Raw genomic sequence first — 14,914 nt, forward strand, 5'->3', positions numbered from 1 at the left:
GTGGACGCATTCATTCTTAGCGATATCGACCAGGGCGTGATGACCATCACCCTGAACCGCCCGGACCGACTCAACAGCTTTAACGACGCCATGCACCAGCAGTTGTCCGAATGCCTGAAACAGGCCGAGCGCGACGAGACCATTCGCTGCCTGCTGATCACCGGTGCCGGGCGCGGTTTTTGTGCCGGACAGGATCTGAACGATCGTAACGTTGACCCAAGCGGCCCCGCGCCGGATTTAGGCATGTCGGTGGAGCGTTTTTATAACCCGCTGGTGCGCCGCTTAGCCGCGCTGCCCAAGCCGGTGATTTGTGCGGTCAACGGCGTAGCGGCAGGTGCCGGTGCCACGCTGGCGCTGGGCTGCGATATCGTGCTGGCGGCGCGTTCTGCGAAATTTGTAATGGCTTTCAGCAAACTCGGTCTGGTACCGGACTGCGGTGGAAGCTGGGTATTACCGCGCGTCACCACCCGCGCCCGCGCGATGGGGTTGATGCTGCTGGGCGACAGCTTGAGCGCAGAACAAGCCGCGCAGTGGGGCATGATCTGGCAACTGGTGGATGACGCAGAGCTGAAAGACACCAGCCTGGCGCTGGCGCGCCATCTGGCTTCCCAACCCACCTACGGTTTAGGGCTCATCAAGAAAGCGTTGCAGCTGGCGGAAACCAACTCCCTGGATGACCAGCTTGATGTTGAGCGCGATTTCCAGCGCCTTGCCGGGCGCAGCGACGACTATCGCGAGGGCGTCAGCGCCTTCCTCGGCAAACGTCCCCCACAGTTCAGCGGGAAATAACTCATGACGCAAACACTCCACACCGTTGCCGTGATTGGCGGCGGCACCATGGGCGCGGGCATTGTTGAAGTCGCTGCCAGCGTCGGGCATTCGGTACTGCTGTATGACATTTCCGCCGACGCGATTACTCGCGCCATCGACGGTATTGCCCAACGTCTGGATTCCCGCGTCAGCCGTGGAAAAATCAGCGCCGAGCAAGCACAGATGCTGCTGGCTCGTATTACGCCGGCAACAGAACTGAATCAGCTTGCGGATGCGCAACTGGTAATTGAAGCGGCGTCCGAGCGTCTGGAGATCAAACAGGCGCTGTTCAGCCAGTTGGCGGAGATCTGCTCTCCGTCGACGTTGCTGACCAGCAATACTTCGTCGATTTCCATCACCGCCATTGCCGCCGGAATCAAACACCCCGAGCGCGTGGCCGGCCTGCATTTCTTTAACCCTGCGCCGGTGATGAAGCTGGTCGAAGTGGTCAGCGGGCTGGCGACCTCAGCCGAAGTGGTTGAGCAACTGTGCCAGTGCGTAAGCGCCTGGGGTAAACAGCCGGTGCGCTGCCGTTCAACGCCGGGCTTTATCGTCAACCGCGTGGCGCGTCCGTTTTACGCCGAAGCCTGGCGGGCGCTGGAAGAGCAGGTGGCGACGCCTGAGGTGATTGACGCCGCATTGCGCGACGGCGGCGGGTTCCCGATGGGGCCGCTGGCGCTGACCGACCTTATCGGGCAGGACGTGAATTTTGCGGTGACCTGTTCGGTTTTTAACGCTTTCTGGCAGGACCGACGTTTTCTGCCGTCGCTGCTGCAACAGGAGCTGGCTATTGCCGGGCGTCTGGGCAAGAAGAGTGGTCACGGTGTTTATCGCTGGCCTGTTGAAGCACAGCCGGAACTGGCGCTGGCTGCGGTGCCAGCGCAATGCGGCGCAAAAAACATTAAGCGTGACGTTGTCACTGAACTGGACGATGTGCTGCTGCTGGAAACCACCGGCGAAACCGCGCTGGCCTTAAGTGTGCAGCACAACCGCCCGGTGGTGGTGTACGACTACGCGGCGGGCGGCACGGTGGTGCTGGCGAGTGCCGCCACCAATTCTCAAGCCGCCACCGATAAAGCGGTTTATTTCTTCCAGCAGCAGGGCAAAAAAGTGCTGCGCATTGCCGACTACCCCGGTCTGCTGGTGTGGCGCACGGTGGCGATGCTGGCGAACGAAGCGCTGGACGCGCTGCAAAAAGGCGTTGCCAGCGCCGAGGATATCGATACCGCCATGCGACTGGGCGTTAACTACCCGCGCGGCCCGATTGGCTGGGGTGAATCACTGGGCTGGGGGCGCGTCCTGCGTCTGCTGGAGAACCTGCAACAGCATTACGGCGAAGAACGCTATCGCCCGAGTGCGCTGCTGCGCGAAAAAGCGCTACTGGAGATGCGTCATGAGTAATGAAGCCTGGCGCAACGCGCGCGCCATGTACGAGAACGATACCTGCGCCAAAACGCTGGGTATCAAGATTATCGAAATGGACGAAGGCTACGCGCAGATGACCATGACGGTATCACCGAACATGCTGAACGGCCATCAAACCTGCCACGGCGGACAGCTGTTTTCGCTGGCTGATACCGCATTCGCCTACGCCTGCAACAGCCAGGGGCTGGCGGCGGTGGCGTCTGCCGCCAGTATCGATTTCCTGCGTCCGGCCTTTGTTGGTGAACTGCTGACCGCCACTGCGCGGGTGAAGCAGCAGGGCAAGCTGACCGGCGTTTACGACATTGAAATTATCAACCAGCAGCAAAAAATCGTGGCCCTGTTTCGCGGCAAATCGCACCGCATCGGCGGCACCATTACAGGAGAAGTCTAATGCGTGACGCGTTTATTTGTGACGGCATTCGTACCCCGATTGGTCGCTACGGCGGTACGCTGGCGGGCGTGCGCGCCGACGATCTGGCTGCCATTCCGCTGCGGGAATTACTCAACCGGAATCCGAAGTTGGATGCCAGCGCCATCGACGATGTGATCTTCGGCTGCGCCAATCAGGCGGGGGAAGATAACCGTAACGTGGCGCATATGGCGACGCTGCTGGCGGGTTATCCGCACTCTGTGGCGGGCACCACCATCAACCGATTGTGTGGTTCCGGGCTGGACGCGATTGGCTTTGCCGCTCGGGCGATTAAAGCCGGTGATGCGGATCTGCTGATTGCCGGTGGTGTGGAATCTATGTCCCGTGCGCCGTTTGTGATGGGCAAAGCCACCTCGCCGTTTCAGCGTCAGGCGGAGATGTTTGATACCACCATCGGCTGGCGTTTTGTGAACCCGCTCATGCAGCAACAATTTGGAACTGACAGCATGCCGGAAACGGCGGAGAATGTAGCTGAATTGTTAAATATCAGCCGCGAAGATCAGGACGCCTTTGCTTATCGCAGCCAGCAGCGCACGGCACAAGCTCAGCGCGACGGCATTCTGGCGCAGGAAATTGTGCCAGTGCAGATTATTGGCAAGAAGGGCGTGGTCAGCGCGGTGCGTGATGATGAACATCCGCGTGCGGAAACCACCCTCGAACAACTCTCTTCACTGAAAACACCGTTCCGTAAAGGCGGCGTAATTACCGCCGGGAACGCCTCCGGCGTGAACGACGGTGCGGCGGCGATGATTATTGCCAGCGCAGAACAGGCAAAGGCGCAGGGGCTGACGCCGCGAGCACGCATCGTAGCGATGGCGACGGCGGGCGTGGAGCCGAAGTTTATGGGGCTGGGGCCGGTACCGGCAGTGCGTAAAGTGCTGGAGCGTGCCGGGCTGAATATTAACGATATGGATGTGATTGAGTTGAACGAAGCCTTTGCCGCTCAGGCGCTGGGCGTGATGCGCCAGCTCGGTCTGGCAGATGATGCTGAGCACGTGAATCCCAACGGTGGCGCCATCGCCTTAGGCCACCCGTTGGGAATGAGCGGCGTGCGCTTAGCGCTGGCGGCAACGTTGGAACTGGAACGACGCAATGGACGCTATGCGCTGTGTACGATGTGTATTGGCGTGGGCCAGGGTATCGCCCTGATCCTCGAGCGAGTGTGAGCTAATTGACCTGCGGATACCCTACAAAATGACAACAACATTAGATCCGATTGAAACTGCATCGCGTGACGAATTACAGGCTCTGCAAACCGAACGTCTGAAGTGGACGTTAAAACACGCCTATGAAAATGTGCCGATGTATCGCCGTAAGTTCGATGCGGCGGGCGTTCATCCGGATGATTTCCGTGAGCTGAGTGACCTAAGCAAGTTTCCCTGCACTACCAAGCAGGACCTGCGTGATAACTATCCGTTCGACACCTTCGCGGTGCCGATGGAGCAGGTGGTGCGTATCCATGCGTCGTCCGGCACCACCGGCAAACCGACCGTCGTTGGCTATACGCAAAACGACATCGATACTTGGGCCAATATCGTGGCGCGCTCCCTGCGTGCGGCGGGCGGCACGGCGAAAGACAAAATCCATGTTGCCTACGGCTACGGCCTGTTTACCGGCGGCCTGGGCGCGCATTACGGCGCGGAACGTTTAGGGGCTACGGTGATCCCGATCTCCGGCGGGCAAACCGAGAAACAGGCGCAGCTGATTCGTGATTTCAAGCCTGACATGATCATGGTGACGCCGTCTTACTGCCTGAACTTGATTGAAGAACTCGAACGCCAGATGGGCGGCGACGCGCGCGGCTGCTCGCTGCGTACCGGCGTGTTTGGCGCCGAGCCGTGGACGGCGGGAATGCGCGCAGAAATTGAACGTCGCCTCGGCATTACCGCGCTGGATATTTACGGCTTGTCTGAAGTGATGGGACCGGGCGTGGCGATGGAATGTATTGAAACCGGCGACGGCCCGACTATCTGGGAAGACCATTTCTTCCCGGAAGTGGTCAACCCGGAAGACGGCACGCCGCTGGCCGACGGTGAGCATGGTGAATTACTGTTCACCACCCTGACTAAAGAAGCGCTGCCGGTGATCCGCTATCGCACCCGCGACCTGACGCGCCTGCTGCCGGGCACCGCCCGCACCATGCGCCGGATGGATCGCATCAGCGGGCGCAGCGATGACATGCTGATTATTCGCGGCGTTAACGTCTTCCCATCGCAGCTGGAAGAAGAGATCCTCAAGATTGAACATCTGGCGCCGCATTACCAGCTGGAAGTGGATCGCCGTGGGCATCTTGATTCACTTTCCGTGCGCGTGGAGCTAAAAGAGAGCGGTCTGGCGCTGAGTCACGAGCAGCGCTGCCAGATTTGCCACCATCTGCGTCACCGTATTAAGTCGATGGTTGGGATTTCTACCGACGTCAGCATCGTTAACTGCGGCAGCATTCCACGCTCCGAAGGCAAAGCGTGCCGCGTGTTTGATTTGCGTAAAGTCGCAGCAAACGGTTAAGACTCGTAGGCCTGATACGCGCAGCGCCATCAGGCGAAAGCGCACAGATTGCCGGATGGCGGCGTTGCCTTATCCGGCCTACCAATTCCCGCCGTTTCGCGGAATTATTCCTGTGCTATGATTCAAAAAGGATATAAATAACAACAGAATGAATCATATGGACAAACTCGACAGCTTTATTCAGCAGGCGGTGACCGCGATGCCCATTAGCGGCACCTCGCTTATCGCTTCGTTATACGGTGACTGCTTATCCCAGCGCGGCGGCGAAGTGTGGCTTGGCAGCGTGGCGGCATTGCTTGAAGGACTCGGCTTTGGTGAACGCTTTGTGCGCACCGCGCTGTTTCGCCTTAATAAAGAAGAGTGGCTGGACGTGGTGCGCATTGGCCGGCGCAGCTTCTACCGGCTGAGCGATAAAGGGTTACGCCTGACACGACGCGCCGAAAGCAAAATTTATCGCGCCAGTGCCCCGGAATGGGACGGCACCTGGCTGTTGTTACTTTCTGAAGGGCTAGAAAAAAATACCCTTAATGAAGTCAAAAAGCAGCTGATTTGGCAGGGGTTCGGCGTCCTTGCGCCAAGCCTGCTGGCCTCGCCGTCGCAAAAGCTGGCGGATGTGCAGTCGCTACTACACGAAGCGGGTGTGGCGGAAAATGTGATTGTATTTGAAGCACATTCACCGCTGGCCATTTCTCGCGCTGCGCTGCGTGAGCGTGTGGAAGAGTGCTGGCAGTTGACCGAACAGAACGCCATGTACGAGGCGTTTATCACATTGTTCCGCCCGCTGTTGCCGCTGCTGCGTGACGCCGATGCGGGTGAGCTGACGCCGGAACGCTGCTTCCAGATCCGTCTGCTGCTGATCCATTTCTATCGTCGGGTGGTACTGAAAGATCCGCTGTTACCAGAGGAACTGCTGCCCGCCCACTGGCTGGGTCAGACCGCACGCCAGTTGTGTATCAATATCTATCAACGCGTCGCGCCCGGTGCTCAGGCTTTTGTCAGTGAAAAAGGCGAAAGTTCAGTGGGCGAACTGCCCGCGCCGGGGCCGCTCTATTATCAACGCTTTGGTGGATTAGCCGAGGCGTAACAGGAGAAGCCATGCCGATTTACCAGATGGACGGAATGATCCCCGTCGTACCTAACGAAAGCTATGTTCATCCAACCGCCGTACTGATTGGCGATGTGATCCTCGGCAAAGGGGTTTACGTGGGTCCTAACGCTAGCCTGCGCGGCGATTTTGGTCGTATCGTGGTGAAAGATGGCGCGAATATTCAAGATAACTGCGTAATGCACGGTTTCCCGGGCCAGGACACTGTGGTGGAAGAAGACGGGCATATCGGCCACGGTGCCATTCTGCACGGTTGCGTAATTGGCCGTAATGCGCTGGTCGGTATGAGCGCGGTGATTATCGATGGGGCGACCATTGGTGAAAACAGTATTGTCGGTGCGTCGGCGTTTGTGAAAGCCCGGGCTGAGATGCCCGCCAACCATCTGATTGTCGGTAGTCCGGCAAAAGCGATTCGCACTCTAACCGAGCAAGAACTGACGTGGAAGAAGCAGGGCACCCGTGAATATCAGGTACTGGTGGAACGCTGTCAGCACACGCTTTCTGAAGTGCAACCGCTGACCGAAGCGGAACCCAACAGAAAACGGCTGGAGTTTGATGAAGATCTGAAGCCAAAATCAGCGAGTTAGCTCGGGGCAAGCGGGCGTCGGGTTACCGGCGTTGTCATCGGGGTGACAACGCCGGGCACAATGTTCTTATCAGAACTGATAGCTGGCGGTGACGCTGACGTTACGCGGTTCACCATAGACGATAGAGCCGTCAATGTTGGTGTCGTAAGTCTTATCGAACAGGTTGTTCAGGTTGCCCTGCAGGGAGAAGTTTTTTGTCACCTGGTAACGGGTGAATAAATCTACCAATGCGTAGCTACCCTGTTCGGCACGGAACGTCCCGTACGGCGTCACGGTATCGCTGTAAACGCGATTCTGCCAGTTAACACCACCGCCGACGGTCAGCTCCGGTATCGCTGGCAGACGATAACGGGTGAACAGTTTCACCGTAGTACGTGGCAGGTTTGGGTTCACCGCCTTGCCTTCGTTATCTTCAGCAACGTAGCGCGTTGCGCCAAACGTCATCTGCCAGTTATCGGTGATTGCACCGTTCACTTCGAATTCAACCCCTTTGCTGACTGTACCATTGCTCGACTTATAGGCCGTTTCGCCATTGCTGCCGGCAATTGGCGTACCGGTAGACTGTGCCAGGTTATCCTGCTCGATACGGAATACCGCAAGGGTGGTGGTCAGGCGACTGTTCATCCAGTCCGACTTTAACCCCATCTCATAGTTGTTACCGGTGATCGGGGAGAGGTATTTACCCGAACTGTCACGTTTGTTCTGTGGCTGGAAGATAGAGGTATAGCTGGCGTAAGTTGACCAGTTATCATCAATGTCATACACCAGACCGGCATACGGTGTGGTGTGATTTTTTTCCATGCTGTAGGTCAGGGTGTCGATACGCCAGTTGGTATAACGCGCGCCGAGGATCAAGTGCAGCGGGTCGGCCAGCGAAACACGCGTCGCCGCGTAGAGCGATTTCATGTGGGTGGTATCGTCCTGGGCCAGCGATTGTGGACGCCAGTTAGTCTCAGGAATATTACCGTCGAAGTTATTGAAATTCCCCACTTCGTTCGGATACACATTATCCCAGGCATTGACATAACGGTTGTTCTGTTTGCTGTAGCTGCCGCCGAGCATCAGGTTATGTTGACGACCAAACAGGTCGTAGCCACCGTCGGCGAACAGATCAACCGCATCGATCTTACGCTTGCCGCTGTTCCACCCCGTGCCGCCGACGTTGTCGAAGCCAGGTCCATAATTAGCATAAGGGCCGACCAGCATACCGGTGTTTTTGTCGACATAGGCATCGATGTACATTGTTTTGCTGTCGAACTTAACCTCAGAGTGGGTAGCGTTCAGGGTTGTCTGCCAGGTATCGGCAAAACGCTGTTTCAGCGTGACAAAGACTTTGTTGATGTCTTTGTCATTGTAGGCCCAGTCCGGAGCCGTGCTGCGCGAACGGTCATAGCTGTTTTTGCTGCCGTCGGTATTCCAGCGCGGCAGGCCACCCCAGGTTGGGCTGTTAACGTCAATACGCTGGTATTCATAACCGGCAGACAGGCTGGTGGTGTCACCCAGATCCGCATCGACAATCCCGGAGAAGAACATTTTTTCGCTGTTGTAGCGGTCAAGCCAGGAGTCGTTATTCTGATATCCGGCGACGATGCGAGCGCGCACATTGCCATCTTCGGTTAACGGACTCTGTAAATCAGTGACATAGCGCTGTTTATTCCAGCTGCCGTATTCTGCCGACACATTACCGGTGAACTCGCGGCTGGTGGCGTGTTTACGAATCATGTTAATGGAGGCTGAAGGATTGCCCGTTCCGGTCATCAAACCGTTCGCTCCGCGCACCACTTCTACGCGTTCAAACAAGGCGGTGTCGGAAAGTGCATCGCCGAGGTTCCAGCGGGATTCAAAATAGGTCGGGATCCCGTCGACCATATAGTTATCAATCTCAAAACCGCGGGAAAAATAGCTGTTACGATCGGAGTCAGCCTGGCTTTTACTGATACCGAGCGTATTGTCCATCACATCACCGAGAGTCTGTAACTGCTGATCTTCCATGCGCTGCTGGCTAACGATAGTGACCGACTGAGGTATATCGCGCTGGGTCATCTGCATTTTGGTGCCCGCTGTCGTCGACTTCACGCTGTAATCCTGTTCTTCGCCGGATGCCGAGCCTGCGGTGGCTGAACCATCAACGATCACCGTATCTTCGTTGGCGGCGAAGCCTGAAGCGGGAATAAAAGCCATGGCAATACAGACAGCAAGCAAGGAAGGGGCGAGTGCGGGTTGACGCTGAGAATCCCGGTTGTATGTTGTGAAAGACATCAATAATTCCTTGATAATTATTAATATTAAGTTCTAATCACCGTTGCGGGTGATGAACCCTTTTGTTGTTAACTATTAAATTTGTATGTAAATGCAAATGCGAAATATACGCATTCATATTCAACGTGTAAACAGATGCTACAGAGATAAATGAAATATTGTTTCAGTACTATGTCTGAGCAATAGCGGCGGTAAATGGTTATAAGAACAGCGGAGGGGGAGCTTTTTGCTTAAAAAATCGGGGGTTAAAGTTGAAAGAGCGTGAGTAACTCGCTCATACTCTATACTCGCAGAGTCGCTCGGCGTAGCATGGCACAACGCATGGGCTGTTAATGAAAAAGGAAAACGTCGTGGCAGAAGAAACTATATTCAGCAAAATTATTCGTCGTGAAATTCCCTCAGACATCGTGTATCAGGACGAACTGGTAACCGCGTTTCGTGATATTTCACCTCAGGCACCCACGCATATCCTGATCATTCCCAACGTTCTGATCCCAACCGTTAACGATGTAACGGCAGAACATGAGCAGGCGTTGGGCCGAATGATCACCGTGGCGGCCAAAATCGCCGAGCAGGAAGGTATTGCCGAAGATGGCTACCGTTTGATCATGAATACCAATCGCCACGGTGGACAAGAGGTGTATCACATCCACATGCATCTGCTAGGGGGCCGTGTGTTGGGGCCAATGCTTGCACATAAAGGTCTATGATAATGACCAGAGGATGCATCGCGCTGACGCTGGGCTTACTGTTGCTGGCTGGCTGTCGTTCACACCCCGAAATTCCGGTCAGTGATGAACAGTCTCTGGTGATGGAATCAACAATACTGGCCGCGGGTATAACAGCAGAACAACCTGCGTTAACCACGTCTGATATTCAGCCTTCGGCATCCTCACGACTCTATAACGAAAGGCAAGAACCCGTCACCGTTCATTATCGGTTTTACTGGTATGACGCCAGAGGGCTGGAAATGCACCCTCTGGAGGCACCACGTAGCGTTACGATTCCGGCACGTTCGTCGGTGACATTGTATGGCAGCGCCAATTTTCTGGGGGCGCACAAGGTTAGACTTTATCTTTATTTGTAAGAGGTGAATCTTGATGATCAAATTGAATCGCTACGCCGTGGTTGCTGCGCTGGCGATATTTCTCTCTGGCTGTGTGGCGCAACGTGAGCCTGCACCGGTAGATGAAGTAAAACCGGTACCGGAACAGCCCGCGCAGCCGCAACAGCCTGTGCCGGTTGTACCTACAGTGCCGACCATTCCGCAGCAGCCGGGTCCGATTGAACATGAGGATCAAACGGCGCAGCCCGCTCCGCGAGTACGTCATTATGACTGGAACGGGGCGATGCAGCCGATGGTGGGCAAAATGCTGCAGGCGGATGGCGTAAAAGCCGGGGGCGTTCTGCTGGTCGACAGCGTGAACAACCGCACTAACGGTTCACTTAATGCAGGGGAAGCCACCGAGACGCTGCGCAATGCGCTGGCGAATAACGGGAAATTTACCCTGGTTTCGGCACAGCAACTGGCGATAGCGAAGCAGCAACTCGGTTTATCACCGCACGACAGCTTAGGCACGCGCAGCAAAGCGATTGGCATTGCCCGTAACGTCGGTGCCCAGTATGTGCTGTATTCCAGCGCATCCGGTAACGTCAATACGCCATCACTGCAAATGCAATTAATGCTGGTACAAACGGGTGAGATAATCTGGTCAGGTAAAGGTGCCGTTCAGCAACAATAAGCCATTGACGCGCGATGAGGTGTTGTCGCGCTATTTCCCGCAGTATCGTCCCGTCGCAGCTGGTAAGCTTGGCTTGAGCGGCGGGAGCTGCGTCATTGAACATCATTCCCATCGCCTCGTACTGCGCCGTCATCACGATCCTGACGCGCCAGAGTCGCATTTTTTACGCCACTATCATGCGCTAAAACGCCTGCCGGACAGCCTGGCTCCTGAACCTCGTTTTTATACGCGCGGGTGGATGGCCATCGACTATTTTCACGGGAAGGTCGATTCCAGATTACCGGAAGCCGACGAACTCGCGCGCTTACTGTATCATCTTCACCAACAACCCCATTTTGGCTGGCGAGTGAGTCTGCTACCGTTGCTGGAACAGTACTGGCAGTGTTGTGATCCGACGCGTCGCACATCGCGCTGGTTACGTGTGCTAAAGCGTCTGAGAAAACGACGGGAGCCTCATCCCTTGCGTTTGGGGCCTTTGCATATGGATGTCCACGGCGACAACATTGTGCATACGGTGTCAGGTCTGCGGTTGATTGACTGGGAGTATGCCGGGGACGGCGATATCGGCCTCGAGTTGGCGGCTGTGTGGGTCGCTGACGAGTCTCAACATCGCGAGTTGGTCAACGCCTATGCCCGCCATGCGCATATTGACCCAAACGTTTTGTGGCGGCAGATCAGACAGTGGCAACCCTGGATACTGATGCTGAAGGCGGGGTGGTTTGAGTATCGCTGGCAACAGACTGGCGATCGACAATTTATCAGGCTGGCCGATGACACCTGGCGGCAGCTAACCATGAAAGGATAAGGAGAGCAGTGTGGGTCCAGTAATGTTGGATGTTGAAGGGTATGAGCTGGACGCGGAAGAGCGTGAGATTTTGGCGCACCCGTTGGTGGGTGGTTTAATCCTCTTTACCCGTAATTACCACGACCCGGAACAGTTACGTGAATTAGTGCGTCAGATTCGCGCGGCGTCACGTAACCATCTGGTGGTGGCGGTGGATCAAGAAGGCGGGCGCGTGCAGCGTTTTCGCGAAGGCTTTACCCGCCTGCCAGCGGCACAATCCTTTGCCGCACTGCACGGTCTGGAAGAGGGTGGAAAGCTGGCTGAAAACGCCGGATGGCTGATGGCCAGCGAGATGATTGCGATGGACATCGATATCAGTTTTGCCCCCGTTTTGGATGTCGGCCATATCAGTGCCGCGATTGGCGAGCGTTCGTATCATGCCGATCCGCTAAAAGCGCTGGCGATGGCGACGCGCTTTATCGACGGTATGCACGCGGCAGGCATGAAAACCACCGGGAAGCATTTCCCTGGACATGGGGCAGTGACGGCGGATTCACACAAAGAAACGCCCACCGATCCGCGACCGGAAGCTGAAATTCGCGCTAACGATATGTCGGTGTTCCAGGCGCTTATTACGGAAAACAAACTCGACGCGATTATGCCTGCGCATGTGATTTATAGCGAAGTAGACTCCCGCCCGGCGAGTGGTTCACCGCACTGGCTAAAAACGGTCCTGCGTCAGGAGCTTGGTTTTGACGGTGTGATTTTCTCTGACGATCTGTCGATGGAAGGTGCGGCAATCATGGGGAGCTATGCAGAGCGAGGCCAGGCATCGCTGGATGCAGGTTGCGATATGATCCTAGTCTGCAATAATCGTAAAGGGGCAGTCAGTGTGTTAGATAATCTGTCGCCGATCAATGCAGAGCGTGTTACACGTTTGTATCATAAAGGTTCATTTTCGCGTCAGGAACTGATGGACTCGGATCGCTGGAAAACAATCAGCGCCCAGCTCAACCAGCTTCATGAACGCTGGCAGGAAGAGAAAGCAGGTCATTAACGCAAGTTTGCGAGGATGCGATGATTATCTATTTACACGGTTTTGACTCTAACAGTCCGGGCAACCACGAGAAAGTGTTGCAATTACAGTTTATTGACCCGGATGTCAGGCTGATTAGCTACAGTACACGGCATCCTAAACATGATATGCAGCATCTGCTGAAAGAAGTAGATAAAATGTTGCAGCTTAATGTCGACGACCGACCACTGATTTGCGGTGTGGGTCTGGGCGGCTACTGGGCAGAAAGGATTGGTTTTCTGTGTGATATTCGCCAGGTGGTGTTTAACCCTAACTTGTTCCCGAATGAGAACATGGAAGGAAAAATCGACAGGCCGGAAGAGTACGCTGACATTGCCACAAAATGTGTGACCAATTTCCGTGAGAAGAATCGCGACCGGTGTCTGGTCATTCTGTCACGGCATGATGAAGCGCTGAATAGCCAGCGTTCTTCCGAAGAGCTGCATCACTACTATGAAATTGTATGGGACGAAGATCAGACCCATAAATTTAAAAATATCTCCCCACATTTGCAGCGAATCAAAGCCTTTAAGACGTTAGGTTAGTCACTCACCCACGTTTAACAAAGCCAGCCTGCGGGCTGGTTTTTTTATCTTTAAAATTCCAGTTGTCTATCTTTTCAGCATCAAAACTTGATGCACATCAAATTTGGTATGACCAATGCACCGTTCGTGTTATTCTCAGTCTCGAAGGACATTTTCATTATCGTAACGTGTTGTTAATTAAAGGCTATGCCTATAACGTTTAATTAACAATTGGTTAATAAAATTTAAGGGGGTCACGTTGACTACACCATTGAAAAGGATCGTGATTGTCGGCGGCGGTGCTGGCGGACTGGAAATGGCGACGCAGCTCGGTAAAAAGCTGGGGCGCAAGAAGAAGGCCAAAATCACGCTGGTAGACAGAAATCACAGCCATCTATGGAAACCGTTGCTGCACGAAGTGGCAACCGGATCGCTGGATGAGGGTGTTGATGCACTGAGCTATCTGGCGCATGCCCGTAACCACGGCTTTGAATTCCAGCTGGGTTCGGTTATGGATATCGATCGCGAAGCGAAGACTATTACTATCGCTGAGCTACGCGATGAGAAAGGTGAACTGCTGGTTCCTGAGCGCAAAGTGGCGTATGACACGCTGGTAATGGCGTTGGGCAGTACCTCCAATGATTTCAACACGCCGGGCGTCAAAGATCATTGCATCTTCCTTGATAACCCGCATCAGGCTCGCCGTTTCCATCAGGAAATGCTGAACTTGTTCCTGAAGTATTCGGCGAATTTGGGCGCCAACGGCAAAGTGAATATCGCTATTGTCGGTGGTGGTGCGACGGGCGTTGAGCTGTCGGCTGAACTGCATAATGCGGTGAAACAGCTGCACAGCTACGGCTACAAAGGGTTAACCAACGAAGCGCTGAACGTGACGCTGGTGGAAGCCGGTGAGCGTATTCTGCCTGCGTTGCCGCCACGTATTTCCAGCGCGGCTCATAATGAGCTGACCAAGCTGGGCGTGCGTGTGCTGACGCAGACGATGGTGACCAGCGCTGATGAAGGCGGTCTGCACACCAAAGACGGCGAGTATATTGAAGCCGATCTGATGGTCTGGGCGGCAGGTATCAAAGCGCCAGACTTTATGAAGGATATTGGCGGTCTGGAAACGAACCGTATTAATCAGCTGGTGGTTGAACCGACTCTGCAGACGTCGCGCGACCCTGACGTGTACGCGATTGGTGACTGTGCCTCCTGCGCGCGTCCGGAAGGGGGCTTTGTCCCGCCGCGCGCCCAGGCTGCACACCAGATGGCATCGTGCGCAATGAGCAACATTCTGGCGCAGATGAACGGCAAGCCGCTGAAGGCGTATCAGTATAAAGATCATGGCTCGCTGGTTTCACTGTCTAACTTCTCTACCGTTGGTAGCCTGATGGGCAACCTGACGCGCGGTTCGATGATGGTGGAAGGGCGCATTGCGCGCTTTGTCTACATCTCGCTGTACCGTATGCACCAGATTGCGCTGCACGGCTATTTCAAAACCGGCCTGATGATGCTGGTGGGTAGCATCAACCGTGTAATTCGCCCGCGCCTGAAACTGCACTAATATCGATGTGTGATGCCGGATGACGCTGTTCATCCGGCCCCTTCCTTAAGAGTTCTCTGAATCCTGCTGCTTTGCTTCCTTGTTCCGCTATTTTCATCCGTAAT

The 14,914-nt window shown here is 55.2% G+C and carries 15 protein-coding genes; 14 read left to right on the top strand and 1 reads right to left on the bottom strand.

The annotated features are described in order from the left end of the window. The 7 genes from paaG to paaY all read left to right on the top strand — a co-directional run bounded on the left by paaG (window position 1) and on the right by paaY (window position 6,862). Window positions 1-789 (top strand): 2-(1,2-epoxy-1,2-dihydrophenyl)acetyl-CoA isomerase PaaG, encoded by a 789-nt coding sequence (gene paaG, locus FCH32_RS12950; protein WP_174361018.1) that lies wholly within the window; start codon window positions 1-3, stop codon window positions 787-789. A 3-nt stretch (window positions 790-792) separates the two neighbouring features. Continuing rightward, window positions 793-2,211 (top strand): 3-hydroxyacyl-CoA dehydrogenase, encoded by a 1,419-nt coding sequence (locus FCH32_RS12955; RefSeq protein ID WP_174361019.1) that lies wholly within the window; start codon window positions 793-795, stop codon window positions 2,209-2,211. Further along, complete coding sequence (gene paaI, locus FCH32_RS12960; RefSeq protein WP_174361020.1) at window positions 2,204-2,626, top strand: hydroxyphenylacetyl-CoA thioesterase PaaI; 423 nt, start codon at window positions 2,204-2,206, stop codon at window positions 2,624-2,626. The genes FCH32_RS12955 and paaI overlap by 8 nt, the downstream gene beginning before the upstream one ends. Next, the gene (gene pcaF, locus FCH32_RS12965) at window positions 2,626-3,831 is read left to right on the top strand and encodes a 3-oxoadipyl-CoA thiolase (protein ID WP_174361021.1); all 1,206 of its coding nucleotides are present in this window, start codon (window positions 2,626-2,628) and stop codon (window positions 3,829-3,831) included. Before paaI ends, pcaF begins: the two co-directional genes overlap by 1 nt. Window positions 3,832-3,859: 28 nt before the next feature. Next, complete coding sequence (gene paaK / locus FCH32_RS12970; RefSeq protein ID WP_174361022.1) at window positions 3,860-5,170, top strand: phenylacetate--CoA ligase PaaK; 1,311 nt, start codon at window positions 3,860-3,862, stop codon at window positions 5,168-5,170. Between the two features lie 157 nt (window positions 5,171-5,327). Next, the gene (paaX, locus tag FCH32_RS12975) at window positions 5,328-6,254 is read left to right on the top strand and encodes a phenylacetic acid degradation operon negative regulatory protein PaaX (protein ID WP_161959003.1); all 927 of its coding nucleotides are present in this window, start codon (window positions 5,328-5,330) and stop codon (window positions 6,252-6,254) included. Window positions 6,255-6,265: 11 nt separating this feature from the next. Further along, window positions 6,266-6,862, top strand: a complete 597-nt coding sequence (paaY, locus tag FCH32_RS12980; RefSeq protein ID WP_117341948.1) for a phenylacetic acid degradation protein PaaY — start codon at window positions 6,266-6,268, stop codon at window positions 6,860-6,862. A gap of 69 nt (window positions 6,863-6,931) precedes the next feature. Here the strand turns inward: paaY and fhuE are convergent, their stop codons facing one another. Beyond that, the gene (gene fhuE, locus FCH32_RS12985; RefSeq protein ID WP_153879768.1) at window positions 6,932-9,121 is read right to left on the bottom strand and encodes a ferric-rhodotorulic acid/ferric-coprogen receptor FhuE; all 2,190 of its coding nucleotides are present in this window, start codon (window positions 9,119-9,121) and stop codon (window positions 6,932-6,934) included. Window positions 9,122-9,471: 350 nt separating this feature from the next. Here fhuE and hinT point away from each other — a divergent pair, with 350 nt between their 5' ends. The 7 genes from hinT (at window position 9,472) to ndh (ending at window position 14,810) form a co-directional block, all read left to right on the top strand. Further along, window positions 9,472-9,831, top strand: coding sequence for a purine nucleoside phosphoramidase (gene hinT / locus FCH32_RS12990; RefSeq protein ID WP_096759427.1), 360 nt, complete (start codon window positions 9,472-9,474; stop codon window positions 9,829-9,831). Window positions 9,832-9,833: 2 nt separating this feature from the next. Next, window positions 9,834-10,208 (top strand): YcfL family putative periplasmic lipoprotein, encoded by a 375-nt coding sequence (locus FCH32_RS12995; protein WP_096757423.1) that lies wholly within the window; start codon window positions 9,834-9,836, stop codon window positions 10,206-10,208. 13 nt (window positions 10,209-10,221) lie between these two features. Next, a complete protein-coding gene (lpoB, locus tag FCH32_RS13000; RefSeq protein ID WP_096757422.1) occupies window positions 10,222-10,863 on the top strand; it encodes a penicillin-binding protein activator LpoB in 642 nt (213 codons plus the stop codon). After that, window positions 10,844-11,668, top strand: a complete 825-nt coding sequence (gene thiK / locus FCH32_RS13005; RefSeq protein WP_174361023.1) for a thiamine kinase — start codon at window positions 10,844-10,846, stop codon at window positions 11,666-11,668. The genes lpoB and thiK overlap by 20 nt, the downstream gene beginning before the upstream one ends. 10 nt (window positions 11,669-11,678) lie before the next feature. Next, window positions 11,679-12,704 (top strand): beta-N-acetylhexosaminidase, encoded by a 1,026-nt coding sequence (gene nagZ, locus FCH32_RS13010; protein WP_096757420.1) that lies wholly within the window; start codon window positions 11,679-11,681, stop codon window positions 12,702-12,704. A 20-nt stretch (window positions 12,705-12,724) separates the two neighbouring features. Next, window positions 12,725-13,267, top strand: a complete 543-nt coding sequence (gene ycfP / locus FCH32_RS13015; RefSeq protein WP_115258746.1) for an alpha/beta hydrolase YcfP — start codon at window positions 12,725-12,727, stop codon at window positions 13,265-13,267. Window positions 13,268-13,505: 238 nt separating this feature from the next. Beyond that, window positions 13,506-14,810, top strand: coding sequence for an NADH-quinone dehydrogenase (gene ndh, locus FCH32_RS13020; protein ID WP_117341953.1), 1,305 nt, complete (start codon window positions 13,506-13,508; stop codon window positions 14,808-14,810). Window positions 14,811-14,914 lie beyond the last annotated feature (104 nt).

It is taken from the genome of Citrobacter gillenii, assembly GCF_013337685.1.
GTDB lineage: Bacteria > Pseudomonadota > Gammaproteobacteria > Enterobacterales > Enterobacteriaceae > Citrobacter > Citrobacter gillenii.

Coding starts and splice junctions, on each gene's coding strand:
- FCH32_RS12955 (WP_174361019.1), top strand. CDS start 793: ATGACGCAAACACTCCACACCGTTGCCGTGATTGGCGGCGGCACCATG.
- paaI (WP_174361020.1), top strand. CDS start 2,204: ATGAGTAATGAAGCCTGGCGCAACGCGCGCGCCATGTACGAGAACGAT.
- pcaF (WP_174361021.1), top strand. CDS start 2,626: ATGCGTGACGCGTTTATTTGTGACGGCATTCGTACCCCGATTGGTCGC.
- paaK (WP_174361022.1), top strand. CDS start 3,860: ATGACAACAACATTAGATCCGATTGAAACTGCATCGCGTGACGAATTA.
- paaX (WP_161959003.1), top strand. CDS start 5,328: ATGGACAAACTCGACAGCTTTATTCAGCAGGCGGTGACCGCGATGCCC.
- paaY (WP_117341948.1), top strand. CDS start 6,266: ATGCCGATTTACCAGATGGACGGAATGATCCCCGTCGTACCTAACGAA.
- fhuE (WP_153879768.1), bottom strand. CDS start 9,121: ATGTCTTTCACAACATACAACCGGGATTCTCAGCGTCAACCCGCACTC.
- FCH32_RS12995 (WP_096757423.1), top strand. CDS start 9,834: ATGACCAGAGGATGCATCGCGCTGACGCTGGGCTTACTGTTGCTGGCT.
- lpoB (WP_096757422.1), top strand. CDS start 10,222: ATGATCAAATTGAATCGCTACGCCGTGGTTGCTGCGCTGGCGATATTT.
- ycfP (WP_115258746.1), top strand. CDS start 12,725: ATGATTATCTATTTACACGGTTTTGACTCTAACAGTCCGGGCAACCAC.